Genomic DNA, 25226 nt, shown 5'->3' with positions numbered 1-25226 from the left:
TTTGAAAATAAAGGATATTTATCGATTTTAATTAAAATTTAGCACGCTATGTACGAAAGAACCGATATTTTCGAGCTTGTTTGCCTCTAATTTGAGCATCTTCGTCATTAGCATCTTTAATCGGAGTCAACTCTTTAACAATATCGGCTTTGCGAAACTTTAACCATCTTGAACCTTCTAGAAATGTTTCGCGATCAAAATGGTAGCCAGATTCGTAAAACATATCGGAAAAAAACACATGTGAATTCTCATCAAATACATCAAAAACTGTGTTTTCTAGTTTATCAAAAAGGCTTGATTCATCTAAATAATCTGGTTTTATATCTACACTTCTATCAGCTAAAGCGACTTCTCTTATAGCGTCACCTTTAAACATAAGTAGAGTTCCATCTTTATCCTTTAGAAAAACTTCGGAGTCTTCTTTAGGTGTCCAAGATGTATTGAGCGCATTTTCTGTAATTTCGCCGTGTCCTTCTTTTCCCAATGACTCAAAAGCTACAATAAAATCCCTTTGTTCTTTTACTTTCACTGTCTCTTGCTGTTGCAAGTCGCTAGAAACGTCTTGTATTTTCTCAATAGTAGACGTACTTGTCGCCATTGCATGATCGGTATCAAGCCCTAGGTTCTGAGTACAGAAAGCAGAATTAAGACTGAAAATTGTGCAAGAGCCAATCAAGAGGACACGATTTAAGAATGAGCTTGGAGCAAAAACAGTACTTACAGTAACAGTAAGAAAACTAACAAGACCAATTATGTAAAATCTAATTTTACGCATAAATTAATTTACCAAATAGTTATTGACTACTTGTACGGTCACGCATTAACCTATTTATTACTGCCTGACAATTCAAGTCAAAAAATAATGACTATATTTAGCAGTAGCAATCCTCATTTCTCACGCAATATGAGAAGTTAGCGTTTCAAGAAACGGATAAAATTAGCAAACTTTTGAAAATTACCAATGGCTTCTTTGCCATTAGGAATATATCCTTTTATCCCATCTCCAATGTCCTCCCACATTCTGGAACCTAACCACAGAACTAAGACACCATAAGCAATCAACATGACAATCGTGTCCTTGCGAGGAACAGGAGAAACCAGCGAACTTAACACGATCACTGTTGAGAAAAATCCAATGCCAATCCGATAAATCTTTTTCAATCTCCGAAGAATTTTCAATAAAGGTTTTCCTGAGTCTCTCAAGTGTTGATTTTCAGCAATGAGGACGGCTTGGGGAAATGCAACATACAAAAATGTGGTGATCAGTGTCAATAACCAGTAAGTAAAGCTAGTTTTAGCAATAGTATTTGCGTTTGGTAGTCCACCTTGCCCGCGCAGTGGAAATATCTGGAACTCATTACCCCATTGCCGTCCAAATAATCAGTATAGAAAACCCTATCCATCGGCAAAAGAAAAAGCTTCAGATAGCGCACAAGAAGATGCTGGAAATAATTTTGGACGAATTGCTCGTAGTGGACAAGGTAATTTATTAAATGATTATTTATACGAGATTCAAAATTTAGAACATTTAGAAATTAAAATTAAACATTGGATAAAAATATTTAAAGCTCTTGCAGAAGGTCGAAATGATGAACAAATTGAGTCTGCTCTCGATAGAGTTTTGAAAGATGTACAGCAAGATTTATCAAGCTCAGACGAAGTTTAATTTGCTGATGAAATAAACAATACATTTGTGAATGTTTATAACTTAAACTATTACCTTAGATTCTTGACAGTGCTTTACTATAAGCTAGACTCAGCATAAGTAACAAATGCTACTCACGTGTAGCTTGCGGTATCTTGTAACAATAAACAGTTGCTACAGTAGTGTTTACGTCATAAGTTTTCGACAGTTCTTTCTTCTTGGTTCTTCCTTTGTGTTCTTTGTGTCTTTGTGGTTCATTCCTCTTATTAACCCCTCTGTGTCTCTGTGGTAAAAAAATACTTGTAAAAATTGTGGAATTAACCAATAAACGTTGGGTTTCGTTCCTCCACCCAACCTACAATTAATATGTATTAGATAGATAAATTTAGATTTTAAAAGGCAGAAAGGAACAGGCAGGGATGCCTGTTCCACAAGAGTTGTATTATTTTTGGGTGTGTAAGTTAGAGTTGTTTTACTTCAGAAACTAACTTGCCCACCATGTCTTTAGCGCTACCAAAGAGCATTGTGGTTTTATCTTTGTAGAATAATTCGTTTTCGACACCAGCGAAACCTGCACTCATACCGCGTTTAATAACAATAGTATGTTTGGCTCTATCTACTTCTAAAATGGGCATTCCGTAAATAGGACTTGACTCATCGGTACGCGCGGCTGGGTTTACTACATCATTGGCGCCAATAATTAACGCGACATCGGTTTGGTCGAATTGTGGGTTAATATCTTCCATGTCGTGTAGCTGTTCGTAGGGTACATTTGCTTCAGCTAGTAACACGTTCATGTGTCCAGGCATTCTACCTGCTACTGGGTGAATGGCATATTTTACATCTACACCCATACGTTCGAGTTGGTCTGCGAGTTCGCGAACACCGTGTTGTGCTTGTGCTACTGCCATCCCGTAACCTGGGACTATTACTACGGAACGCGCGTATCCTAACATCATCGCACCTTCTTCGGGGTCGATGCTGCGAACTGATTTGTCGGTTGTATCTCCACTACCACCAGTAACGGCGCCAGCTTCGGAACCAAAAGCATCAAACAGAACGCTTATTAACGAACGGTTCATTGCTTTACACATTATTTCGGTAAGGATAATACCTGATGCACCAACTAAGGCGCCTGCGATAATGAGCATATTGTTCATCACCACGAAACCCGCAGCAGCAGCAGCTAAACCCGAAAATGAGTTCAATAACGAAATTACTACGGGCATGTCACCACCACCAATGGGAATGACGAACATAACACCGAGAATTAAAGATACAACTGTTACTGCTGAAAATACTGCGAGATCATGAGGCGCAATTAGAAGATAAGCGCCACCCGCAAGAAATGTGATCAAAAGCAAAGCGTTAAAAGCTTTCTGGAAGGGAAATTTTATTGGCTTGCCAGTTACTAAACCTTGAAGTTTGGCAAAAGCCAGCGTACTGCCTGTAAAGGTAACACCACCAATTAATACATCAAGCAGCATCGAAATATTCGAGTCAACAGACACAAATTCGTTATGTTGTCTCAACCGCCAGAATTCAGCAATGGCAACAAGACCAGATGCTGCACCACCTAACCCGTTGAGCAAACCGACCATTTGAGGCATTTCGGTCATTTGCACTTTGTAGGCGCCTATTATTCCAATTACTGAACCAATAGCTAAACCGATTAAAATCATTTCGTAGTTCAGCACATGACTATCGAGCATAGTAGCCACAATAGCCAATAACATACCAACTGCTGCGACAACGTTACCTTGCCGCGCGGTAGCTGGTGAACCTAATTTTTTTAAACCCAAAATAAATAATGATGCAGCAACGAGATAGGTGAGTTGGATTCCTGTTGGCAAAAAATCTGTCATATTGTTGGTAGTTAGGAGTAGGGTGCGTGACGCTATAAAAATTTTTAAACGAAGCTAATCATCAGGTGGCGTCACGCACCGGAACGAGGAGCTGAGACGCGAAGTTAGGAGGCTTTTTTCTTGAACATTTGGAGCATTCTGTCTGTGACTAGAAAACCACCTACTACGTTGACCATTGCTAAAATTACGGCAATTAAACCAAGGATGACTGATAAGTTTGTTTCTCTGGCGCCGGAAGCTACGATGGCGCCAAGTACAGCGATACCAGAAATTGCGTTGGAACCTGACATTAAGGGTGTATGAAGTGTTGGTGGTATTTTGTTAATGACTTCAAACCCGATAAATGAGGCTAGAACAAATACAAACAATGCGGCTATTAATGCTTCGTTCATGATTAATGATTTTGGGAGTAAATGGTGATATAGATGTTGCGTTACAGCACTTTATTATTTCGTTTTAATTGATGTTTGTTGTAGCTGTAACGCACCCTACGTTAATCGTCAAATTAACTAACTGCGGCTGTTTGCAATGCTTCTTTTACCCGTGAGTTGCGAATTTCTCCGGCATGGGTAATACAAGCGTCGTTGATAATGTCGTCGCCAAAGTCGATTTGTAGAGCGTTATTTTTGATAATTAATTGCAGTAATGATGTGAGGTTTTTGGAATATAACTGACTGGCGTGTACTGGAACTGATGATGGTAAGTTTATTGGTCCAATGATGGTTACGCCGTGTTTCACGATATCTTTACCTGGTTCTGTACAAGCACAGTTTCCACCTTGTTCGGCTGCTATATCTACTATTACTGAACCAGTTTTCATTCCCATTACCATTTCTTCTGTGACGAGTAATGGTGCTTTTCTACCTGGAACTTGAGCAGTAGTAATTACTACGTCCGCAGTTTTAATATGAGCGGCAACTAGTTCCTGAGTACGTTTTTTGCTGTCTTCAGAAATTTCGCGCGCGTATCCTCCTGCGGTTGCTGTTTCTTCGTCGAGTTTTACTTCGACAAATTTGGCACCTAAGCTTTGTACTTCTTCTTTAACCGCTGGACGAATATCAAACGCTTCAACGATGGCGCCTAAACGTCGTGCTGTTGCTATTGCTTGTAACCCAGCAACACCAGCACCCATAATAAATACTTTTGCTGGTGCAATTGTACCTGCGGCAGTTGTTAACATTGGGAAGTATTTAGGTAATGCGGCAGCAGCTATTAATACCGCTTTGTAACCAGAAATTGAAGCTTGTGACGATAGCGCGTCCATACTTTGCGCGCGGGTTGTACGGGGAATCATTTCCATCGATAGCGCGCTGACTTTCCGTTCTGCTAGTTTTTGGGCTATTGCTGGGTTTCCTAATGGGTTAAGGAAACTTATAAGCACAGAACCAGAGCGCAGTAGTTCAACTTCTGAACTTCCATCTGAGCGTTCTTGAGGAGGACTGACTTTTAGTACTACATCTGCCTCACCCCAAACTTTAGCTGTGTCCGCAATTATTGTGGCGCCTGCGGCTTCGTATGCAGCATCACTAAAAAAAGCTCTGTCTCCTGCACCTGTTTCTACTATTACTTCTAAACCCTGTTTTACCAGTCGGGCAACTGTATCCGGAATTAATGCTACGCGACGTTCACAAACTTCAATTTCTTTGGCTACTGCAATCTTCATGAAATCTCCTGACAGCTAAATAATAATGATTTGTCTCAAAGTTCTGCTTCAAAGTTTGGCTTCAAAGTCGGTAGTTTATATCACTCGTTAAAAGCGTATAAAACTTGATGAGACTAGAATCTAAAAACTGCATTAATCGTCAACTAACTTTAATGGCTTATTGCACATCCTAATCTGATCCCCAATTTTTGACACCTTTGTCTTCAATTTCTGTTAGGGATTTTCACATTTATTAACTCTTTTTTCACATAATGCAATATTGCCTAAATTTCTCGGTGTACTTAAGATATATTATTCACTGGTCATTCAGTTGCTTTTTGCCAATTCTATTGTATTATTTACGCTTTTTTATATTCCCCTTCGATATCGGCGCTCCCGGCAATCACTGAAGCCAAGTCGAACTAGCTGCCGATGCATACTAGTAATTATACTCAATAAATGACCAGTAAATAAGCTGTTTAAGTTGTTGATTACTTAATTAGCAGGACAAACAACAATTAACGCGCTCGCAGCTAGCCATAAATAACCAACATCCCTTTTTAATTAATTTAGCGGAACTTTAGCCATTATTACGCGCTAACTCGGCTGAATTTCTATAAGAAATAATAAAATTTAGATATATTTAGTAACATCTAGAAACAAAAACTCAAGGGTCAAGGGTAAGGGTTAAGGGAGAAGGGTCTATTCATCGTCATCCTTCACCTTTACTCTTTGTCCCCCTTCACCCTCTTGTTTTAGGCACTTTTGCGGTGAATTAACGTCGAATTACCTGCGAGTCAGTAGTAAAGTTTAGTTACGACGCCTGTTTGCATTTGCCCAGTAAAAACCAATAAATGTCATAGGAGCTTGATTTATGAGACGTTCGCTTGGAATTTTTTCTGCTATTGCCGTGACTAGCTGCTTACTAGCTGGATTTCCAGGTACTAGCATGGCACAGAACGGGTTTACCCTTTGGAGTGGTGTAAAAGGCGATAACCAGCTTAACCACCGTTTTGATTTTGGTGGACAAGCTAATGGTTGGGATAGACTGCGCTTACGTCTTCCCAACAAAAAAATGAAAACTGCTGTCGCGCAATTTGTAATTACTTATCCAAATTACTATGAGGGAAGTTTTGACCCTAAGAAGATTGAAGTTCGCGTCAAAGGTAAGAGCGTACCTTTACAAGAAGCAAAATGGGACAAAGCTAACCACGCTATCGAAATCTTTCCCCAAGAACCAGTTCCCGCAGGCAGTAACGTAGAAATTGTTCTCTCGAACATTAAAATGCCTTCCTTTGGTGGTATGTATTATTTCAACTGCTCGATTCAATCTCCAGGTGATGTACCTCTATCTCGCTATATTGGTACTTGGATTGTTAACGTTGGCGCCTAAATTACCCCTAAATTACGAATGTGGGAGTGTGGGAAAAACTAGACCTTCCACTTTCTCAACCTCCTCCATCCTTTACCCTTTTCCGTAATTTACGGATTTACTTTAGGGTGATATAATAGTAGATTGTGACTTTTTGTATTAAAAAACGCTCGCGAGGACAAAAATATGAAGAGAACTCTAGAAGGAACTAACCGTAAAAGAAAGAGAACATCGGGATTTCGCGCGCGGATGCGGACTCCAGACGGTAGAAACGTCATTAAAGCACGGCGTAGAAAAGGGCGTCATCGCTTAAGCGTATAAGCAGGTTATTATCTGCCGTGGCTTTACCCTCACTGCACCGTCTAAAATCCCGCCAAGATTTTCAGGCAGTCTTTCGGGAAGGAATACGTCGGCATGGTTCTTACTTAACGTTAAGAGCTTTACGACCTTCACCTTCCACGCTAAGAGGTGCAATCACAAGTCCAAATGTAAGTCCAAATGTAAGTCCAACTCCAAATTCTGTAGATGTTGATACTGCTGACTTTGCAGTAAGTCCAGAAAAAAGCTACCTTGATTCACCAACGCTAATTGGTATATCAGTTAGCACCAAGGTGAGCAAGCGGGCAGTAGTTCGTAACCGTATCAAGCGTAGAATTGCAGGGGCTTTACATCAACTATTGCCACGATTATTACCAGGATGGCGGTTGGTAATAGTTGTCAAAACAACTGCTGCACAAGAGTGCGTAACCCAACAATTTCTGCAAGAATTAGAGCAGTTGTTGGTACAAGCCGAGGTGATCAATGGGCATTCGTGAAGAAGTATATTATGAAGGCGGTCCTCACATTGGGGACTTGATATTAAACATACTGATAGGTTTTACCGTTGTAGGTTTGCCTTTGACGGTTGGAGCAATAGTTAGAGCCTTATGGCTACGATTTCGCATTACCGACCGTCGTATTTCCGTTACTGGTGGATGGATGGGACGTGACCGCACTGACATTATCTATTCAGAAATAGTCAAAGTTGTTAAAGTTCCCCGTGGAATCGGTATGTGGGGAGACATGGTAGTTACCATGAGAAACGGTTCTCGCTTGGAGTTGCGTGCAATTCCTAGATTCCGCGAGGTTTACGACTACATTTACGAACGTATCGCCGCTAAAAATCCCGGAATGGTCGGAGTCGAAAAGTAAGTAATGAGTGCTGAGTAATGAGTGCTGAGTGCTGAGTAATGAGTGCTGAGTATTAACTCCTAACTCCTAACTCCTAACTCAATACTTTACTCCTAAACTCAGCACTCAGCACTCAGCACTTTCCACTTATTTCCTGTGCGGCTATCCGTAGTTCCTAGAGGATGATATTGAGCGATAAATTAGGTTTAGATAATTAACACTACCTTTAGGTTGAATTCAGAATAATGGATTTTGGTATCGGGTTCCTCTCGAACAATGTGATGCTGCCAATCATAGACTTGTTCTATAGCATTGTACCGAGTTATGGATTGGCAATTGTAGCATTGACACTGGTAGTGCGCTTTGCACTTTACCCCCTTAGTGCTGGCTCGATTCGCAATATGCGCCGAATGCGAATTGTCCAACCGCTAATGCAAAAGCGGATGCAAGAAGTTAAAGAGCGGTATAAAGATGACCCGCAAAAGCAGCAAGAAGAAATGATGAAGACGCAGCAGGAGTTTGGCAACCCCTTGGCAGGTTGTTTACCACTCTTGGTACAAATGCCTGTGTTGCTTGCTTTGTTTGCGACATTACGGGGTTCGCCATTTTCTAGTGCTAATTACACCGTCAACCTCGAAGTTTTCCCTACGGAACAAATCGAGCGAATTCAACCCCAAGCTTTTGCTACACCACCTCAAAACATTTACGTTACTGATGGTGAGCATATCAAGGTGGCAGCTATTCTTCCGGGTGGAAACAAAATGGCTGTTGGCGAACACACCAAGATAGAGTACCAAACACCCAATGGAAAACCTTTTCAACAAGTTTTAGCAGAACACCCTGACACCAAGTTACTTCCAGAATGGAAAATTACTAAAGGTGAAGATAGGGTTAAAATAGATGCTCAAGGAAATATTGAAGCTTTACAAACCGGAGATGTTACGATTACGGGCAGTATTCCTGGTTTGGCTGCTGATAAAGGTTTCCTCTTCATTGATGCTTTAGGTCGGGTAGGCGCCATTGACCCAGATGGAACTGTTCACTGGGATATTGTCGCAATGATTGTATTCTTCGGTATTAGTTTATACGTCAGCCAATTACTTTCTGGACAAAACACGACGAATTCTAATCCGCAGCAAGATACTGTCAACAAAATCACTCCCGTTATTTTTTCGGGTATGTTTTTGTTCTTCCCGTTACCAGCTGGTGTATTGATGTATATGGTAATTGGTAATATTTTCCAAACTTTACAAACGTATATTCTCTCGCGCGAACCTTTACCAGAAGAACTACAAAAAATAGTAGCAGCTCAAGAGAAAGAGGTCGTAGCAGAGACAAAAAGTATACCGTTTGAGCCTAAAAGTTCCAAGAAGAAAGCTACAGGTTGATAATGGCTGACAGTTCAATTGCAAGAGGTCAAGATTGGTTAACACAACTGTTACAGAAAGCAGGACTTTCTGTAACAGTTCAAGGTGTACAGGAGGATGTTCCTCTCGAACACGATGAGGGTGATAGTTATTGGTTGACAATTGATGAGTCGAATTTATCATCAGAGCAAATCAAGACGTTGATTGGCAGCAATGGTTCGGTACTCGATGCTATTCAGTATTTAGCTAATTCAATTCTCAATCTCAACCAACCACCCGAAGAGCAGGCTTCGTATACCATTGAGCTAAATGGTTATCGCCTTAAACGACAATCGGAAATACAAGCGTTAGCAGAAAATGCTGCCTCAGCCGCGCGCGCTTCCCGTAATGAAATCGAAATTAAGTCCCTAAGTTCGGCGGAACGTCGTCAAGTTCATACGTACTTAAAGGATTATCCCGATTTGGAAACATTCAGCCGAGGTAAAGAACCTCATCGTCATCTTGTTGTGCGTCCAGCAATGGAATAAAATATATTCTTTGAATAATTTAAGATTCCCGACAGCTAAAAAGTGCGTCGGGAATTTGAGCTTTTCAAGTTAAAATAAGAGTGTAATATCAATCACGGGAATCGATTGATATTACTGTTAATTTTGTTTTGAGTGAGGATGTCTCACAAGTCGTATGGACGCAATTTTTATTCCACAGCTAATTCAGGCGCCGGAGCGGACAGAAGAAATTCATGTGGATGAATTTCTGCCCGGTTTAGATACGCTCACACCCGTGCGTGGTACAATGCGCGTTAGACACTGTGGAAATTATATAGAAGTATCTGCTCAAGCTGAATCAATAATTACTTGTACCTGTTGTCGCTGTTTAAAACAATATAACCATCGTTTAGTAGTCAACACGGATGAGATTATTTGGCTAGACGAAGCAGCTAACCAATTTGATGATTTACCTTTAGAGCGTGAAGTTGCAGTTGAGGATTTGGTAGAATCCTTGTTGCCGCAAGGGTATTTTTACCCAAGCGAATGGCTGTACGAACAGATGTGCTTGGAAATACCCCCACGGCAATTATGTGAGCAAAGTTGTGCTGGAATTAAGTCTACTGCCACAATCTCCGAAAATCCTCTTGTTGTTGATAAACGCTGGGCTTCTTTAGAGGCACTTAAGAAACAGTTACCCAACTGATAATTTTGGATTTTAGATTTTGGATTAATCTAAAATCTAAAATCTAAAATCTAAAATCCTATCGGTTTTGTTGGTTATCGTCGGTTTTATTGTTTTGGTCGTTTTGCTGGTTGTCTTCTCCATCGTCTTTGCTTGTGTTACCAGCTCTTACCCAACCTTCTTGGTCACTATCTTCGAGACGAACTTTTTGCCAAGCTTTATCTTCACTCTCTTGTATAACAATCACTTTTTGTTTAAATCCGACACTACCAGCACGGGAAGCGTCTGAAGAAGGTTCTGAGCGTAAACTTAAACCTTGTGGCCAGGTAACGCGCGCTTTATAGGCACCTGGTGGTAAAGGTTTTGGCTTATCGGCAGCTTTTTCTTTATCGCTTGGAGTTGGTTTGGCAGTAGGTTTGCTTTCTGCCTGATTATTTGATTGTTTTGCATTACCACCACTTGTTGTAGAGGTATCAGATTTACTAGCAGTGGGTTTAAAACCAGCACTCGCTCGTACCTCTGGTTCATCATTGGCATAAATTGGTTTGGGAGGAATCTTTGACGATTGATTCATGAAATATAAGGCAGCTGCTACTCCACTTCCTGCTAAAATCGCCAGAGCCAAAATAAATCCCAAAAGATACTTAAAGAAGTTTGAAACCATATTTAACTTTTGTATACTCGATTGTTAATGGCTCAAAAGCTAATAAATGATATATTACTAGCTATTAACTAGCTATTAATTAATTAGCTTGGCGCCAGACATCAACGGGTGTGCTTTGTTTTGATGCTAATCTTGCTCGTCCAGAAGCTGCCCATTCTTGCAGTTTTTGAATTTGCTCTTGGGCAGTGCGAGCGAGAGGTATAATTTGGCTGGCAGCTTCCAGAATATCATCGGTCGTGAAATCCCGGTTTTGACTAAACCCAATGTGCATCGCTTCAATCAAGGTTTGCTCGATTTCGGCGCCTGAAAAATCGGGTGTCTCATAAGCTAACCGCTCGATATCATAACTTTTGAGATTATGAGGACGCAAGCGCGTTAAATGCACATCAAAAATTGCCTTTCGTTCATCCTGACTTGGCAACCCTACAAAAAATATCTCATCAAACCGCCCTTTGCGTAACATTTCTGGAGGCAGGGATTGAATATCATTCGCAGTGGCAACAACAAATACGGGTGAAGACTTTTCTGCAAGCCAAGTAATAAATGTACCAAAAACCCTACTTGTAGTTCCCGCATCTCCCTTGCTGCCAAGTCCTGAAAACGCTTTATCTATCTCGTCTATCCACAATATACAAGGCGCCAAAGCTTCTGCTACTTGTATCATTTGACGAGTACGTGATTCCGACTCACCCACTAAACCAGCAAATAAACGTCCAACATCAAGACGCAGTAACGGTAAATGCCAATAATGAGCTATCGCTTTCGCAGTTAAAGATTTTCCAGTTCCTTGAATACCCACAAGCAACAAACCGCGCGGGTGTGGTAAACCGTACTGACGCGCACGTTCGGTAAACGAACCACCACGTCGAATTAACCAATCTTTAAGAGAATCCAAACCACCGATATCGGAAATTTGCTCAGTAGCAGGAATAAAGTCGAGAATTTGAGTTTGACGGATAGTTTGGCGTTTTTCTTCCAATATTAAATCAACATCGTCAGCTTGCAGTTCACCACGAGTCGCTATTCCCTTCGCTAAAACCCGTCGAATTCGCTCCATGCTTAAACCCTGACACGAGCGTACCAAATCATCTAATATTTTGCTAGATAATGAGTTATTCGTAGCTTGTAACAATCTTTCAATTTCGGCTTTAATCTCTCCTCCACTCGGTAGTGGAAATTCGACAACTGTCAGGACTTCAGTTAAATCATCGGGAATAGCCACACGTGGTGATAATATAACAAGATTTTTTGGCTGTGACTTTAAAACGCGCGCTAAATTGCGGAGTTTACGAGCAATTGCCACATCTTCTAAAAATCTATGGTAATCACGCAATATAAATACTGCGGGTGCAGTTGCAGGTAACTTTTCGACAAACTCCAAAGCTTGTAGGGGGTTACGCTTTCCAAAACCTGCATCGTTGGGGTTGCCCTGAACACCATCAACAAAATCCCAAGTATAAATCGGACGGTTCCCTAATTGTGCAGCTTCGTCTCGAATTGATGCTTCCACCCGTTCCTCTTCATAAGTCGGGATGTAAATTAGCGGGTAACGCGCGCGCAGTAGCAATTTAAACTCATCACGGAAAGTCATAAGAGCTTTTTATTCGTTGCTTATTAGTTGTTAGTTTTTTATCCTTTACCATTGTCATATAAACGTAGGGTGCGTGACGCTTTAACAATCTTACAACGAAGCGTAAGAACCAGTAGCGTCACGCACCTGGTTTTGATGCTCAAATTTACGTGAAAAAATAATTCGACAGTATGAAACGGAGCTCGAACAGGAATTTCTTAACTACCGAATACAGGTACGTCCGCAAGACCCTAGTTTAGGGTATGCACTAGCACAATTAGTCAAAAATGAACCGAAATTGCAGCAAGGACATTCTGCTGTAATTACAGTACCGGGAATTGATGGACTTTTGTCAATAAATTTAGATGCTCCAAAATCAGAACAAGATAGGTTTTTTGGTTATTTACAATGGACAAGAGAAGCTTTACAGGAATTTAGCTTCCCTATAGTTTTGTGGGTTTCGGAGTCTATTTTGGTTAGTTTAGCTCGACGCACGCCTGATTTTTGGAGTTGGCGAGGTGGAGTATTTTGGTTTACGTGCGATAGTACTGAAAAAATAAATAATACAAGAAAACTAAATATTCCAGTAAGTAATCCAACTAAACAGACTAGCAGTTTACCCTTACAAGAAATAATACGCCTAATCGAGCAGATGGAAGCGCAAGATAAAGAGGCGCCTTTACTACCAACACTTTACAATAGTCTTGCTAATGCTTATCTACAACGTCATTCTAGTCATCAAGACAGTACACTAGCGATACAAGCTTATGAAAAGGCTATTAGTTTGCAAAAAAAATTGGATTTCAAAACTGATTTAGCTGAAACTTTGCTTCATACAGGAAATTTATATCTTGAGCTAAAAAATATTAAACAAGCTGATAGCTATTTACAACAAGCTTTACAAATTTCTCGCGAGATTAAAGATAAACAGGGAGAGGCGGATACTCTTAAAGCTATCGGTGATACATTAGAATTTCTTAACCAGCGTGAAGAAGCATTAAACTCTTACAAAACGGCTTTGTCATTATACCGTGAGATTGGAGATGAGCTAGGAGAGGCGAATGTACTGCAAGAATTTGGTAAGTTAGCACAGACGGCACAAGCTTTGGAATATTTTCAGCAAGCGCAACTTCTTTACATTAAATGTGGTGATATTTACAATCAAAGCCGTAACTTATTATTTATTGCTGAGACCCTTCTAGATGTGGGAAATAAAGAAGGCGCCTACGCTTCTTTTAACAATGCCCTTCATCTAGCTGCATCGATTAGTAATACCTCATTGCAAGAATATGCTCAAAAGCAAATTCGCTTACTTCAAGATGAAGATAGCCAATTTGAGCGCTAACTGTCTTAGGAAAATATGCCACAGTAAAAATACTACAATAAACTGTAAATATTATTGCTAATATCTCTCTTAGGATAGATATAGATAGATATCTAAATAGCTTATGATTCGGGATTATGAATTTATTGCCCGTTGTATAATATTATTTAAGGTTTTATAATATGGTAGATTCAGGTCAACAAGACAAGTATAATTTTCTTTTTCCTCGCAGTTCTTACCGTGGTAAAGTGAAGCCGGAAAACCTAGTATTTAATGCTAATCTTCAAGAGTTTGCACAAAAAGTAGGATATATTAGTGCGCTGGAAACATCGGGCAAACTTGCACCCGACGAAGCATACGACCAACTTAAAGTGCTGTGGAAGCAGTTAAAACGCAGTAAAAAAGAACTTGGTATTGGCACCGAAGCGCCAAAAGATATTTAGGATATCGATTAAGATATTTGAGACTGATTAGTGCTACTCATTTCTATTGCTACTCCTGATCAATAATTTGAAAATCATTCTCAGCGAGGGATAAAACGAGGTCTTGTGAAGAGACTTCAATTATCCAGTTATCACTCGCTTGACCGTCAGACAGAATTTCTTCTCCACGAACTATACCGATATTTCCAGCTACATAAGCTGGACGCAATACAAAAACTTTGTCTCCGACTTGCGGGGTTCTTGAACTGTTCAATGGCGTTCCTCGACCAAAAATTACTAAAAATTAGCTGTATAACTTCAATTTACCATTTTCATAACCTCATCTTAACCAAAATTTTGTCCGTGTATTTACTTGTTGGAAATATTTTCAGTATTGGAAGCAGTGGCGCCCATCACGACAACAATTTTGCGTCATTCCAGACCTTGTAGAGACCGAATTAATACGGTCTCTACACACCAATTTGCGTGATTTAGTATTTTTGTATTAATAGCTTTAGTGCTTAATACGAATTTACGAGCGTTGCCAAATTTTGATTGTTTTATCTAAACTCGCACTTACCAGCGTTTCTCCTGATGCAGTAAACGTTAACCCAGTAACTGTATTACTATGACCGATAAATGTCGCTAGCAACTCACCGCTCATCTTATGCCACAATTTAATAGTTCTATCCGCGCTACCACTGGCGATAATATCACCATCTGGACTCAAAGCTATTGCACAAACTGCATCGCTGTGTCCTTTCAACGCGCGCTCTAGTTCACCTGTTTGTAAGTTCCATACTTTTATTGTTTGGTCACGACTACCACTAACTAGTGTTTTGCCGTTGTTAGCCAAACATAAACAACTGACGATATGTGAATGCGCGCTGAATGAATGTACTAGCTCAGTTTCTTCTCCCTGAATATGCCATATTTTGATTTTACGGTAACTACCAGTAACCATAATTTTTCCATCAAGACTCAAAGCTAAAGCGTGAGCTGCGGTATCATCGAGTGATAGCGCGTTGCTCACTTGTCGTAACCTTAAATCCCAATATAAAATTCTCCGGTCGTCACCACCTGTAAATATCATTCGGTTATCTGGTGTACAACCGACGCAGCGCACCATTCCATTATGCTTATGCAATATATCTATCAAATCCCTGGCGCCTACATGCCATATTTTAACCGTGGAGTCGGCACCACCACTTACTAAAATTTGCCCGTCTCTACTAAATGCCAGTGCGTTAATTTCATCGACTACTCCAGACTTACTCCAAGGGTATTCAGATAATGTACAAATTAACTCACCCTTATTTAAGTCCCACAACTTCGTCTCACCCCGACTAGCACTAGCAAGTAATGGTACATTTTGATTACTATTCGTAAAAGCTAGACAGTTAATACCGCGCGTGTGACCGCGTAAAGTATGCCAAAACTCCCAATGACCAGTAAAATGTCGAAGCGGATGTGATGCTATTTGAATAGTCTCGACCAACATTATTTCTTCAAAGCTTTCTACATCATCTTTAACTGTTAATGATTCCAAATACCAATTTAAACCTCCTGAGTATAATAATTTACTTGGAATTACAGTAAATTTTGCGTCACTAGAGTCAATAAACTCTGTAGGTAAAAACCCTGCAATCACAACTTGCTTCTCATGACCCTGTATACCAGAAGACGGGTAGAATAAGCATAGAAAAATTAATAAGTCATGACTTCTTAAATCATCTTGCGTAACAGTCCATTTAATCTTGTCTTTCTTAATTCCATTAAAACTTTCACCATCTGCAACGTAAACCTGGATACTGAAATTAGGATTATCTGTAAGTGCATAAGTAAATTTACTTTCACTCCTAAGATTTCCCTCATCATCTAGAACAATACTTGTCAGAACATCATGTGGAACCTTCTTGACCAACTTACCCAAGCGTTCCTGCATAACGCGCTCAACAATTTGCTCGCGCAATAGGTAATCTTCGGCTTGCTGTTGAAAGTAAGTAGGAAATGGTATCGTCCAGTCTGGCGGTTCCGGATATTCTGGAGGTTCTGGTGGTGGGTTTTTTGCGAGAAGTTCGGCTTGTTGACGCGCTTTTTGAAGAAATTTCGTTAACGCTTCACCTTTAAACGCCATTATCTCGCTGTGACAACCTTTAACAGAACTTTGCAGCAGCGAAACGTCATAAGTTTTAGGTTTTCTCACTCTAGTGAGAAAATCCACTTGTTGTGATTTGAGCAAGCTAGTCCAGTCCATGTGCATACAAACTCATGCGCGCTCTTGCCTACCTAGGTTAATGTAAACAAAGAAACTTTTTCACTCTTATTTTGATTAGATTTATATTATCTATTTGGCTATTCAGTAAAAATAAGTTATTTGGTATCATAAAATACAAATATATTCCGAAATATGAGTAAAATCTCGATGCTAAAATAGCTACCTGATTTACAATCACAGGGAAATATTTTGTGGGGAGATTAATTGTAGCGAATCAACGCGCAAAAAGATTGTTTTGGGTGAATCAGTTTGAAATTTTAGATAAATTTAGAGAAATTTATCTAAAAATTGTGACATAAGTATGTTTTTTAGCTCGAAGGTGCCTAATTTCTACCATTCGAGTGAACCGCAATGCCATATGTATTTGTAACTATTGCTATGATGCGTTTGTTAAGAAATGTATGCAAATTAAAACACCAGACTGGGTAAAGCACGCTGTTTTCTACCAAATTTTTCCTGACCGTTTTGCTAGAAGTAAACAACCTCGGAAGCGACTGCTGCATGAAGCGCGCTGGGAGGACTGGGAGGCAATGCCTACGCTCCAAGGTTACAAAGGCGGTGATTTATGGGGAATTGTAGAACAATTGGACTATATTCAGTCTTTAGGAATTGACGCAATTTACTTTACGCCAATCTTCCAATCAGCTAGTAATCATCGTTATCATACGCACGATTATTATCAGGTAGACCCGATGCTAGGTGGTAATGAAGCGTTTCGAGAATTGCTAGATGCTGCTCACGCACGTAATATTAAAGTTGTTTTAGATGGAGTGTTCAATCATTCGAGTCGTGGTTTTTTCTTTTTCCATGATGTACTCGAAAATGGTCCTCACTCTCCTTGGGTAAACTGGTTTAAAATCGAGGGTTGGCCTCTTGCACCTTACACTGGGGATGCACCAGCTAACTATGGAAGTTGGGGTGGAAACCGTGCGTTACCTGAGTTCAACCACGATAACCCAGAAGTGCGTGAGTACATAATGGAAATTGCTGAGTATTGGGTTAAATTTGGTATCGACGGCTGGCGCCTAGATGTACCATTTGAAATTAAGACACCGGGATTTTGGGAAGAATTTCGAGAACGTGTAAAAGCAATTAACCCTGATGCTTATATTGTCGGCGAAGTATGGGGCGATTCGCGACAATGGTTAGACGGGAAACAATTTGACGGAGTAATGAATTACTTGTTTGCTGGACCTACCATTGCATTTGCAGCAGGAGACAGAGTAGCTCTCGACCAAGTGCAAAGTCGCGACTACAAACCTTATCCTCCATTATTCGCTGCTGAATACGCTGAAAAAATTGAAGAGTTACTAGAATTTTATCCTTGGGAAATTCAATTAACACAGTTGAACTTACTTGCCAGTCATGATACTGCTAGATTAATGTCAATTGCAGGTGGTGACATACCAAGTGTTGAATTATGTACATTACTCTTAATGACATTTCCCGGCGCCCCCAGTGTGTACTATGGTGATGAAGTTGCACTGCCTGGAGCATTAGACCCAGACTCACGACGAGGTTTTCCCTTAGAAACTGCTTGGAATAATGAGGTACTGAATACACATCGTCAGCTAATCGCACTTCGTCACAAGTACCCATGCTTACGGACTGGGGATTACAAAGTGTTGTATGCACAAGGTGAACTTTATGTATTTACACGCTCATTAGATAATGAACAATTAGTAATAGCTGTTAATGCTGGTACTGCTTCTGCCAAAGCAAACCTAGATGCTAGCAAATTACATTCTTTGCCTAATAATGTACTTTATGGTGGCGCCTCTCTCGAACTTAACAACGAATCAGAAACCAAACAGCTCACTTTAGACATCCCCGCACGTAGCGGATGTATTTTAGGAAGGTAGGGTGTGTGACGCTACTAACAATTCTCAACAAAGACATTGATCTAGTGGCGTCACGCACCTGATTAATTTCCCTGATTAATCCCTCTTATCAAATCCTTTCCAAGACCAAGTAAACTTTTGCTGTAGCGAGCAATAATCGCGACAGTCTTTAGCTTTATCTGTAAGTACTTCTGCTGGGTTAACTGCACATTTAAGATAATTATTACTGTTGTAGTACTTACAATTTTTACATGGGTAACTTTCAGTTTTAACTCGTTTGAGCCGATAGAATACAACTCCGACAGTCGTTAAAACAAATATAATTGGTATAAATAATATAGCACTATTACTAAAAGTCGAAGGTTCCAACTTTCTTTGATTAATATTACTATTATCGTATGATCTGGTATCTACACTAATATGTGTATCTAAATTGCTAGAGTTTGAGTCAGTTATACTACCTTCTCTTACGGAGTTCTGCTTCAGATTTTCGTTTAAAGGCATAAAAATTTCCTCAAGGTAATAGCTACCTAGGGACTATCTTATTTTTTACTGGAGTTACATACGAAACAGTTAAATAAGCTACTTAATGATAATCTACTTCCAAAAGCAAACTACCAAGAAGCTCTACTATTAAGAATAAGATTTTCTAAACATTTATACGCTCTAACTATCAGTAGAAATAAAATAGTATCATTTTCTCTCTAACGATAGAAGAAAATATATATATTTATGATCAATTTATATAAGTCTGGATAAAAATAAAAGGGAAGGAGAAAGATTCTTCTTTTCACCCTTCTCCTTTGATTCAATTATTAAATTATGAACCGAAGTCGCCTCTATGAGCTTTGTTACGTGCTAATTCTTGTTCAACTTTACTACGGTCGTAGTCGTTGGCACCAACAGCGCGTTTTGGTAAGTCGTTACCTAATTCCTCACCTGCACGTTTGAGCATGTCGATAGGATTTTTTTGACGACTTCCAGTTCCTAATTCATCGGGGATAACTTCTGCCGCACGCTTACCGCTTTCGATATAATCATCAGTTGTTTCTTTTGCGATAGCTGCATTTTGTGCATTACCTTCTTGAACTCTTTCTTTGATAGCATCAATGGGGTTTGCTAGTGCTGGAGTGATAGCAACACCAGTAAACGCTATAAGACCAACTAGGAAAACAATTACAATGTTGCAAAATACGCGATTCAAGATTTTATTGATTGCTAGCATTCGTGATTTATCCTTGGCTTTTGGCTTTTCACACTGAATGCTAAATAATTTAAGATGGAATTCGCTTCTTCCTGCGGATGGGTAAGCTTTGCGTGCGCGATCTATCAAAGTGTAGAATTGTGAGACGCGGTTAATAGAGACGCGATAAATCGCGTCTCTACGAAAATGTTTATGCGATGCTTACTTCATCAGATAAATATACATCCTGAATTGCATTAAATAATTTTACCCCTTCTTCAAAAGGACGCTGGAATGTCTTGCGTCCGGAAATTAAACCAGTTCCACCCGCGCGTTTATTAATTACTGCTGTGCGTATTGCTTCTGCAAAGTCGTTTTTACCTGATGCACCACCAGAATTTATTAACCCCGCGCGTCCACAATAGCAATTTAGGACTTGGTAACGAGTTAAGTCTATAGGGTGGTCGCTCGTTAATTCAGTGTAAACTTTTTCGTTAGTTTTGCCGTAATGAGTGCCTGTTGCTTTTTCAACTGCACCATAACCGTTGTTGCACTCAGGTAACTTTTGCTTAATGATATCTGCTTCAATAGTTACGCCTAAATGGTTCGCTTGTCCTGTTAAGTCTGCTGCCAGGTGATAATCTTTATCTTGCTTGAAAGCATTATTACGTAAATAGCACCATAATATTGTCGCCATTCCCAACTCGTGCGCGCGTTTAAATGCTTTGCTTACTTCTTGAATTTGCCGCGTTGAATTTTCCGAACCAAAATATATAGTGGCGCCAACAGCTACAGCACCTAAATTCCAAGCTTGTTCAACATCACCAAACATAATTTGGTCAAATTGATTCGGATAAGTCAATAACTCATTGTGATTAATCTTGGCGATAAAAGGTATTTTGTGAGCATACTTACGTGATACAGACCCTAAAACACCTAAAGTCGTTGCTACACCATTACAACCAGCAGCAATTGCTAATCTAATGATATTTTCAGGGTCAAAGTAAATAGGATTTGGTGCAAAAGAGGCACCTGCCGAATGTTCAATACCTTGGTCTACAGGTAAAATAGACATATAGCCAGTATAAGCAAGCCTACCTGTAGAGTAAAGAATTTGTAAGCTGCGAATCACTTGAGGTGTGCGGTCGCTACTCAGCCAAACACGGTCAACAAAATCTGGCCCTGGTAAATGTAGTAATTCTTTAGAAACTTTTGCTTTATAAGTGAGTAAATCTTCAGCTTCCTGTCCTAAAACAGACTCAATAGAAGAAGGCGATGCCATTGTTGAAGTCATATATCTATCTCAGTAACTAAGCGTACAACTTGCTTTTAAGATAACATTTACACTCTAAATCCCAAATACATCTAAAATTAATAAAGTATTTATTTTCTTCTTTTATATACAAATTTTGTCTACACAAATACAAAGTTAATAATCAAAACTAAACGCGAGTATTAGTACTTATAAAAAATTAAACAAAAAATAATTAAATACTCTTAATTTTCCTCTGTACCTCTGTGTCTCTGTGGTAAATAAAAAACTTTTAAAACCACATCTTTTACATTAGCGTTAGCACATGAGATGAAACTCTTCCTCTCGGCAGATTATATTAAAATTATATAGAACCAAAAATATTCTATATAGTACAATAAAACCATAAAAAGTCTTTGATCGGATGTGACAATTATCAAAAACGAGTTAAACAAGTATTATGGACTTCCAAAAATTTAATTTGACCTATTGTGGAATGGGCATCCTTGCCCGTTCAAAGTGTGGGCGGGCAAGGATGCCCACCCCACAAGAAATTTTTGAGTATTTTTTTATTTGGAAGTCCCTTATGGTAAAGTTTAGATTACTCCAATTAGCCGCTTGATTTACAGATTGAGTAAATAAGTAATATAAACATAACAGAGCTATGCACCTTCTTGATGAGATAGATACAGATGAAGATAGACCTTAGTAGTGTAGACTTTAGTGATATCAGTTTTGCAAGCGTTGATTTAGCAATGCTGGAAACCGAAGATGAATTTCGTGCAGAGGCAAAAAGGTTGTTGCCTACTGCACTAGTTAAAGTGGGTGAAGCTGTCGCAGAGCAAACCTGGGAAGAATTACAGAAAACTTTGTTGAAACCAGGTTCAAAAGCGAAGTCTTCTACAAGCGAGAAGCGTCAGTTTGTTAAGGAGACGGGTCGGAACTACCAGCGAAGTGCTAGTACTCGAGATAAACAAGAAGTAGAGGATTATATAGTCGAACAGTTGCGTATTTTTCAAAAGAAGTCCAGATGATTTGTACAACCGTAAAAATACTTATATTGGTAACTTTACTTTAACCATTTTCGCCCTGCTCTTTCTGCTGCTACTTGGGTGCAGTAAAACTTTTTGTCTCCATATACTGCGCCTTCCGAACTGATGACACGAAACTGCCATCCGTTGGGTTCAGAGCAGAATACTGTAAAAATAGAGTCTTGTTGGCAAATAACCGAGTAAATAGTAGTGTTAATCATAATGCTGTAGGATGTATAGTATTACAAAAAATGTATTGCTCTTAGTAGATTTATTCATCCATCTACCTTAGATAACAGAACAATTTGTGAATATATTTCTTTTATACAAACTGGATTTGTTATCTTTCCAATATTTTCGATTTTTGTAATATTTCAGATTTTGCTTTAATCTCTAATCCATGACATGGGTGTGACACCTACGGGGTAAAACACACCTGTATACTGAGGAGCTTCAGAGGCTACAATTAAGATGCTAGTGAACGTGGTGCGAAAGCTGGCGCCAGTGTCATCAGGGTTTCGGCAAGCATAATTGTATGCAAAAATTCAATCATGCTCTAGGGGTATACCTTATATAGGTATCATATCATGTCCGGGTATATAACCATAATAAAACCATCGTAGAGACGCGATTAATCGCGTCTCTACATTGTCGGGAATTATGGGCAAGCAACCGGACATGATATCACCCCTACAAAATATTCTTAATGAAATATTTATTTTCTTAGAACGATATCAGCAGCTTGAAAGGCAAGTGTTTTCACGTCAGCATTTTGACTATTAAATAACACGACTACGGTAGTATTACGACTAGGGGAATACGCCATTAAAGTGACAAAACCATAAGCAGTTCCCGTGTGTCCAACAAATAGACCGTAGGGAGTTGTAAACTTTTCTACGCCTAAACCATACCCATTGCCAATTTCGTTCTCATGTTTCATCACCAGCATTTCAGACAGCATTTTCGGTGATAGCAGGGTTTTTTTGGCAAATAGTGCTTGAGCAAAACTGGCAATATCTTCAGCACTTGATATCAAACTACCGTCACCCAGACCATTACCGTCATTAACTTCCGCGAAACTCTCAAGTTTACCATCTTTATTTCGATCCCCATAACCTGTTGCAGGGTTTCCAACTTCTGGTTCACGCAACTCGGTAAAAGTATGCTTCAACCCCAAGGGTTGTAATATAGAAGTACGAATAGCTTTGGCAAGAGTATTTTTGGTAGTATTTTCAACTATCAGTTCTAATAGAATATAATTACTATCTGTATAAATAAATTTATTTCCAGGCGCCGCTTGTGCGTCAGCATCGTAAATATACTTTATTGCCTCGCGCGCAGTCCAAGGTTTAGAACGACCACGCTCTTTCGTTGCGTCTTTAAAGCCATCTGTGTTTAAATATTCAGCTACACCACTTGTACTACTAAGCAGTTGGCGAACTGTAATCAAATCGCTGTTGGTAATATGGGAACCGATATCATGGGGAAGATACTTATTAATCGTGTTATCTAACTTAATTTTTCCTGCTTCAGCAAGTTTTAACACCGCTACTGATACAAAAGTCTTACTCATACTTGCAATTGAAAACCCATCGCTAGCTTTCATTGGGGTTTGTTTCTCCAAGTCGCTGACCCCTGTGGCACCTATCCATTTACCATTAGGTGTTGAAACATACATAACACCACCAGGTACTCGCTGTTTTTTTACTGACGTATTTAATATATTTTGTAGTTGGGCACCGTTGATTTTTTTGGGAACAGGTTGTACTTGTGCAGCTAGGGATTTACTAGCAGTCTCATGATTAGCTCCAGTAAGAAGGATATATCCTGTGTAACTAGCGATAAGTGATAAGACTGGGGCAATTAGGATGTTTAGTTTCATTAATTGAGCCAATGCGTATTGCTTAGGGAATCTCGACTCTCAGTTTATCCTTAGCTCAGAATGAATGCCACTCGAATCAGAGAAACATAGCTTAATGACCATATAATCCAATTTTTTTGATGGTTGTAGAGTTCTCAAGGCAATAGACTGACTGTGATGGAATTAACAAGTGTTCCTGATTACGAATAAGACGATTAGGATATTGCTGATGCACAAATTCAGAAATATCTTCAATGTTGAGAATAAAATCTTTTGCGTAATCAGCTAATACCTTACCACGCAATCCTAATTGTATAGCCCGTCTTTCAACAGGTTTTTGACAAGGGTTATAATCTGGATCCCACTGCAACCGAACATCAGAATGCTTGACAGCTTGTTGCCATTCTTCTTTACTAGAGTAAAGCTCTGGTATGTAAGTAAAAGTTACTGTGTTTGCTAATATGTAATCAAAAGCTGAACGTTTAATCGAGATTGCCAAAATTACTTCTTGGTTAACTTTAGTTCCCCATCCCGACCGATACATCATCCATAAAAAACTGGGTTTAATCCAACTCATACGGTTAAAAAGAAATTCTCCGCCAAAGTAACCGTGTTGAGCAGCAAACTTTCCAATATTTAGATTATAAGCTTGATACACCACAACGGAATTTTGATCAAATTGAGCCAGAATATGGCGCCCAGATTTGGGCAAACGCTCCACCTGCTCTAGATAAGGTTCCGTTAACAATTTCATCAATAAAAAGTTTTGTACTATATTTGTAAGGAAAATGCAGCTGGTAAAGAACTTTTCTATTTGCTATCTTTCGTTTTGAGGGTTTTCCTGATTTTCTCCATTTATAGTCAATGTTTTTCTGTTATTCTAATTTTACTTGGACTTTGTGAAACAAATAAATCATTTTCGCATTATAGCTTAAGTATGGTATTTTCAGTAAAATATGTAGTTGTAATTGCATATGTATATAAACTTTACATTTAACACCTTTACAAGTATCTGTTAGCAATGGTTTTACAGTTAAAAAAATCGCTTGTGACTATCGCATCAATTAATTTAGATACGTTAGTTATATTTTATACAAACTTCCTGGGTGAGCCTAAAGGTTACGTTCCCGATATTTATGCTGAGTTTGATGTTCCGGGTATTGTATTAGGGATCTTTAAGCCAAAGGCTGTATATGAAGAGGAATTTAGAAATGCAACTCACTGTAAAATGAGTTTATGTTTAGAGGTGGATAGTTTGGAAGATGCTATAGTATATCTCACTAGCTTGGGGTATCCTCCACCTGGCGCCATTATTTCTGCATCTCATGGTCGGGAAATTTACGCTTATGACCCTGATGGCAACCGAATTATATTGCATCAGAGTTAGTTTATTCGTTGTAAGATTGTAAGAGCGTTACGCACTATATATAGATATATTTAAACGATGGGAATAACTCAAAATTATAAGTTAAATACTATTCAGTGGTATCCAGGTCACATTGCTAAGGCTGAAAAGCAACTCAAGGAACAGCTTCGGCTTGTTGATGTTGTGCTGGAAGTTCGTGACGC

Annotated in this window: 27 protein-coding genes and 1 pseudogene; 13 read left to right on the top strand and 15 right to left on the bottom strand. The window is 39.3% G+C overall.

All coding sequences use genetic code 11. From position 1 onward, the window contains the following. Positions 1-46: 46 nt before the first annotated feature. From AC2JBO_RS26355 to AC2JBO_RS26335, 5 genes are all read right to left on the bottom strand, one after another. Positions 47-598 (bottom strand): hypothetical protein, encoded by a 552-nt coding sequence (locus tag AC2JBO_RS26355; RefSeq protein ID WP_496956593.1) that lies wholly within the window; start codon positions 596-598, stop codon positions 47-49. Positions 599-912: 314 nt separating this feature from the next. Further along, positions 913-1272: a hypothetical protein gene (locus AC2JBO_RS26350; protein ID WP_496956592.1), complete on the bottom strand. Its 360-nt coding sequence runs from the start codon at positions 1270-1272 to the stop codon at positions 913-915. Between the two features lie 834 nt (positions 1273-2106). Next, the gene (locus AC2JBO_RS26345; protein WP_496956591.1) at positions 2107-3510 is read right to left on the bottom strand and encodes an NAD(P)(+) transhydrogenase (Re/Si-specific) subunit beta; all 1404 of its coding nucleotides are present in this window, start codon (positions 3508-3510) and stop codon (positions 2107-2109) included. A gap of 104 nt (positions 3511-3614) precedes the next feature. After that, positions 3615-3902, bottom strand: coding sequence for an NAD(P) transhydrogenase subunit alpha part 2 (locus tag AC2JBO_RS26340; RefSeq protein ID WP_019495363.1), 288 nt, complete (start codon positions 3900-3902; stop codon positions 3615-3617). A gap of 113 nt (positions 3903-4015) precedes the next feature. Beyond that, the gene (locus AC2JBO_RS26335; protein ID WP_496956590.1) at positions 4016-5173 is read right to left on the bottom strand and encodes a Re/Si-specific NAD(P)(+) transhydrogenase subunit alpha; all 1158 of its coding nucleotides are present in this window, start codon (positions 5171-5173) and stop codon (positions 4016-4018) included. Positions 5174-6026: 853 nt separating this feature from the next. On the opposite strand from AC2JBO_RS26335, the gene AC2JBO_RS26330 reads away from it, so the two are divergent. The 7 genes from AC2JBO_RS26330 (at position 6027) to AC2JBO_RS26300 (ending at position 10252) form a co-directional block, all read left to right on the top strand. Then, on the top strand, positions 6027-6545 hold the full coding sequence (locus AC2JBO_RS26330; protein ID WP_496956589.1) for a DUF2808 domain-containing protein: 519 nt from the start codon (positions 6027-6029) through the stop codon (positions 6543-6545). 165 nt (positions 6546-6710) lie between these two features. Further along, positions 6711-6845: a 50S ribosomal protein L34 gene (gene rpmH / locus AC2JBO_RS26325; protein WP_073619720.1), complete on the top strand. Its 135-nt coding sequence runs from the start codon at positions 6711-6713 to the stop codon at positions 6843-6845. 17 nt (positions 6846-6862) lie between these two features. Then, complete coding sequence (rnpA, locus tag AC2JBO_RS26320) at positions 6863-7339, top strand: ribonuclease P protein component (protein WP_496956588.1); 477 nt, start codon at positions 6863-6865, stop codon at positions 7337-7339. Then, positions 7326-7715: a PH domain-containing protein gene (locus tag AC2JBO_RS26315; protein WP_496956587.1), complete on the top strand. Its 390-nt coding sequence runs from the start codon at positions 7326-7328 to the stop codon at positions 7713-7715. Before rnpA ends, AC2JBO_RS26315 begins: the two co-directional genes overlap by 14 nt. A 224-nt stretch (positions 7716-7939) precedes the next feature. After that, positions 7940-9082 (top strand): membrane protein insertase YidC, encoded by a 1143-nt coding sequence (gene yidC, locus AC2JBO_RS26310; protein WP_496956586.1) that lies wholly within the window; start codon positions 7940-7942, stop codon positions 9080-9082. 2 nt (positions 9083-9084) lie between these two features. Next, the gene (locus tag AC2JBO_RS26305) at positions 9085-9588 is read left to right on the top strand and encodes a Jag family protein (protein ID WP_496956585.1); all 504 of its coding nucleotides are present in this window, start codon (positions 9085-9087) and stop codon (positions 9586-9588) included. A 154-nt stretch (positions 9589-9742) separates the two neighbouring features. Then, entirely contained in the window at positions 9743-10252 is a 510-nt protein-coding gene (locus AC2JBO_RS26300; RefSeq protein WP_496956584.1) for a YceD family protein, read from the top strand. A 58-nt stretch (positions 10253-10310) separates the two neighbouring features. Here the strand turns inward: AC2JBO_RS26300 and AC2JBO_RS26295 are convergent, their stop codons facing one another. Beyond that, complete coding sequence (locus AC2JBO_RS26295; protein WP_496956583.1) at positions 10311-10895, bottom strand: SH3 domain-containing protein; 585 nt, start codon at positions 10893-10895, stop codon at positions 10311-10313. Positions 10896-10974: 79 nt separating this feature from the next. Then, the gene (locus AC2JBO_RS26290) at positions 10975-12486 is read right to left on the bottom strand and encodes a Ycf46 family AAA ATPase (RefSeq protein ID WP_496956582.1); all 1512 of its coding nucleotides are present in this window, start codon (positions 12484-12486) and stop codon (positions 10975-10977) included. Between the two features lie 277 nt (positions 12487-12763). On the opposite strand from AC2JBO_RS26290, the gene AC2JBO_RS26285 reads away from it, so the two are divergent. Next, positions 12764-13810, top strand: a complete 1047-nt coding sequence (locus tag AC2JBO_RS26285; RefSeq protein WP_496956581.1) for a tetratricopeptide repeat protein — start codon at positions 12764-12766, stop codon at positions 13808-13810. A gap of 161 nt (positions 13811-13971) precedes the next feature. Further along, positions 13972-14232, top strand: coding sequence for a DUF7219 family protein (locus AC2JBO_RS26280; protein ID WP_496956580.1), 261 nt, complete (start codon positions 13972-13974; stop codon positions 14230-14232). Positions 14233-14281: 49 nt separating this feature from the next. Here AC2JBO_RS26280 and AC2JBO_RS26275 read toward each other — a convergent pair whose 3' ends face one another. Together AC2JBO_RS26275 and AC2JBO_RS26270 are read right to left on the bottom strand one after the other, a co-directional pair. After that, positions 14282-14485 (bottom strand): hypothetical protein, encoded by a 204-nt coding sequence (locus AC2JBO_RS26275; RefSeq protein WP_496956579.1) that lies wholly within the window; start codon positions 14483-14485, stop codon positions 14282-14284. Between the two features lie 258 nt (positions 14486-14743). Beyond that, entirely contained in the window at positions 14744-16468 is a 1725-nt protein-coding gene (locus tag AC2JBO_RS26270) for a WD40 repeat domain-containing protein (protein ID WP_496956578.1), read from the bottom strand. 422 nt (positions 16469-16890) lie between these two features. Here AC2JBO_RS26270 and AC2JBO_RS26265 point away from each other — a divergent pair, with 422 nt between their 5' ends. Next, positions 16891-18351 (top strand): glycoside hydrolase family 13 protein, encoded by a 1461-nt coding sequence (locus AC2JBO_RS26265; protein ID WP_496956577.1) that lies wholly within the window; start codon positions 16891-16893, stop codon positions 18349-18351. A gap of 75 nt (positions 18352-18426) precedes the next feature. Here the strand turns inward: AC2JBO_RS26265 and AC2JBO_RS26260 are convergent, their stop codons facing one another. The 3 genes from AC2JBO_RS26260 to AC2JBO_RS26250 form a co-directional block, all read right to left on the bottom strand. After that, the gene (locus AC2JBO_RS26260) at positions 18427-18834 is read right to left on the bottom strand and encodes a hypothetical protein (protein WP_496956576.1); all 408 of its coding nucleotides are present in this window, start codon (positions 18832-18834) and stop codon (positions 18427-18429) included. Positions 18835-19150: 316 nt separating this feature from the next. Next, the gene (locus AC2JBO_RS26255) at positions 19151-19663 is read right to left on the bottom strand and encodes a hypothetical protein (protein ID WP_496956575.1); all 513 of its coding nucleotides are present in this window, start codon (positions 19661-19663) and stop codon (positions 19151-19153) included. 61 nt (positions 19664-19724) lie between these two features. Further along, positions 19725-20807: a class I fructose-bisphosphate aldolase gene (locus AC2JBO_RS26250; protein ID WP_496956574.1), complete on the bottom strand. Its 1083-nt coding sequence runs from the start codon at positions 20805-20807 to the stop codon at positions 19725-19727. Positions 20808-21457: 650 nt separating this feature from the next. On the opposite strand from AC2JBO_RS26250, the gene AC2JBO_RS26245 reads away from it, so the two are divergent. Continuing rightward, positions 21458-21799: a hypothetical protein gene (locus tag AC2JBO_RS26245; RefSeq protein WP_496956573.1), complete on the top strand. Its 342-nt coding sequence runs from the start codon at positions 21458-21460 to the stop codon at positions 21797-21799. Positions 21800-21834: 35 nt separating this feature from the next. On the opposite strand, the gene AC2JBO_RS26240 is transcribed toward AC2JBO_RS26245, so the two are convergent. From AC2JBO_RS26240 to AC2JBO_RS26230, 3 genes are all read right to left on the bottom strand, one after another. Then, the gene (locus tag AC2JBO_RS26240) at positions 21835-22017 is read right to left on the bottom strand and encodes a hypothetical protein (protein ID WP_496956572.1); all 183 of its coding nucleotides are present in this window, start codon (positions 22015-22017) and stop codon (positions 21835-21837) included. Positions 22018-22511: 494 nt separating this feature from the next. Then, positions 22512-23678, bottom strand: a complete 1167-nt coding sequence (locus AC2JBO_RS26235; protein ID WP_496956571.1) for a serine hydrolase domain-containing protein — start codon at positions 23676-23678, stop codon at positions 22512-22514. Between the two features lie 91 nt (positions 23679-23769). After that, positions 23770-24411: a DUF4291 domain-containing protein gene (locus AC2JBO_RS26230; RefSeq protein ID WP_496956570.1), complete on the bottom strand. Its 642-nt coding sequence runs from the start codon at positions 24409-24411 to the stop codon at positions 23770-23772. A gap of 267 nt (positions 24412-24678) precedes the next feature. Here AC2JBO_RS26230 and AC2JBO_RS26225 point away from each other — a divergent pair, with 267 nt between their 5' ends. Both AC2JBO_RS26225 and AC2JBO_RS26220 read left to right on the top strand, forming a co-directional pair. Further along, complete coding sequence (locus tag AC2JBO_RS26225; protein ID WP_496956569.1) at positions 24679-25044, top strand: VOC family protein; 366 nt, start codon at positions 24679-24681, stop codon at positions 25042-25044. A 57-nt stretch (positions 25045-25101) separates the two neighbouring features. Then, a pseudogene (locus tag AC2JBO_RS26220) lies at positions 25102-25226 on the top strand (ribosome biogenesis GTPase YlqF); the annotation flags it as partial.

Source organism: Calothrix sp. CBUCES-K 9914, assembly GCF_059640475.1.
The sequence above is the reverse complement of the archived record's forward strand: the minus strand, read 5'-3'. Positions and strand labels throughout refer to the sequence as shown.

Coding starts and splice junctions, on each gene's coding strand:
- AC2JBO_RS26355 (WP_496956593.1), bottom strand. CDS start 598: ATGGCGACAAGTACGTCTACTATTGAGAAAATACAAGACGTTTCTAGC.
- AC2JBO_RS26345 (WP_496956591.1), bottom strand. CDS start 3,510: ATGACAGATTTTTTGCCAACAGGAATCCAACTCACCTATCTCGTTGCT.
- AC2JBO_RS26340 (WP_019495363.1), bottom strand. CDS start 3,902: ATGAACGAAGCATTAATAGCCGCATTGTTTGTATTTGTTCTAGCCTCA.
- AC2JBO_RS26335 (WP_496956590.1), bottom strand. CDS start 5,173: ATGAAGATTGCAGTAGCCAAAGAAATTGAAGTTTGTGAACGTCGCGTA.
- AC2JBO_RS26330 (WP_496956589.1), top strand. CDS start 6,027: ATGAGACGTTCGCTTGGAATTTTTTCTGCTATTGCCGTGACTAGCTGC.
- rpmH (WP_073619720.1), top strand. CDS start 6,711: ATGAAGAGAACTCTAGAAGGAACTAACCGTAAAAGAAAGAGAACATCG.
- AC2JBO_RS26315 (WP_496956587.1), top strand. CDS start 7,326: ATGGGCATTCGTGAAGAAGTATATTATGAAGGCGGTCCTCACATTGGG.
- yidC (WP_496956586.1), top strand. CDS start 7,940: ATGGATTTTGGTATCGGGTTCCTCTCGAACAATGTGATGCTGCCAATC.
- AC2JBO_RS26305 (WP_496956585.1), top strand. CDS start 9,085: ATGGCTGACAGTTCAATTGCAAGAGGTCAAGATTGGTTAACACAACTG.
- AC2JBO_RS26300 (WP_496956584.1), top strand. CDS start 9,743: ATGGACGCAATTTTTATTCCACAGCTAATTCAGGCGCCGGAGCGGACA.
- AC2JBO_RS26295 (WP_496956583.1), bottom strand. CDS start 10,895: ATGGTTTCAAACTTCTTTAAGTATCTTTTGGGATTTATTTTGGCTCTG.
- AC2JBO_RS26290 (WP_496956582.1), bottom strand. CDS start 12,486: ATGACTTTCCGTGATGAGTTTAAATTGCTACTGCGCGCGCGTTACCCG.
- AC2JBO_RS26280 (WP_496956580.1), top strand. CDS start 13,972: ATGGTAGATTCAGGTCAACAAGACAAGTATAATTTTCTTTTTCCTCGC.
- AC2JBO_RS26270 (WP_496956578.1), bottom strand. CDS start 16,468: ATGGACTGGACTAGCTTGCTCAAATCACAACAAGTGGATTTTCTCACT.
- AC2JBO_RS26265 (WP_496956577.1), top strand. CDS start 16,891: ATGCAAATTAAAACACCAGACTGGGTAAAGCACGCTGTTTTCTACCAA.
- AC2JBO_RS26260 (WP_496956576.1), bottom strand. CDS start 18,834: ATGCCTTTAAACGAAAATCTGAAGCAGAACTCCGTAAGAGAAGGTAGT.
- AC2JBO_RS26250 (WP_496956574.1), bottom strand. CDS start 20,807: ATGACTTCAACAATGGCATCGCCTTCTTCTATTGAGTCTGTTTTAGGA.
- AC2JBO_RS26245 (WP_496956573.1), top strand. CDS start 21,458: ATGAAGATAGACCTTAGTAGTGTAGACTTTAGTGATATCAGTTTTGCA.
- AC2JBO_RS26240 (WP_496956572.1), bottom strand. CDS start 22,017: ATGATTAACACTACTATTTACTCGGTTATTTGCCAACAAGACTCTATT.
- AC2JBO_RS26235 (WP_496956571.1), bottom strand. CDS start 23,678: ATGAAACTAAACATCCTAATTGCCCCAGTCTTATCACTTATCGCTAGT.
- AC2JBO_RS26230 (WP_496956570.1), bottom strand. CDS start 24,411: ATGAAATTGTTAACGGAACCTTATCTAGAGCAGGTGGAGCGTTTGCCC.
- AC2JBO_RS26225 (WP_496956569.1), top strand. CDS start 24,679: ATGGTTTTACAGTTAAAAAAATCGCTTGTGACTATCGCATCAATTAAT.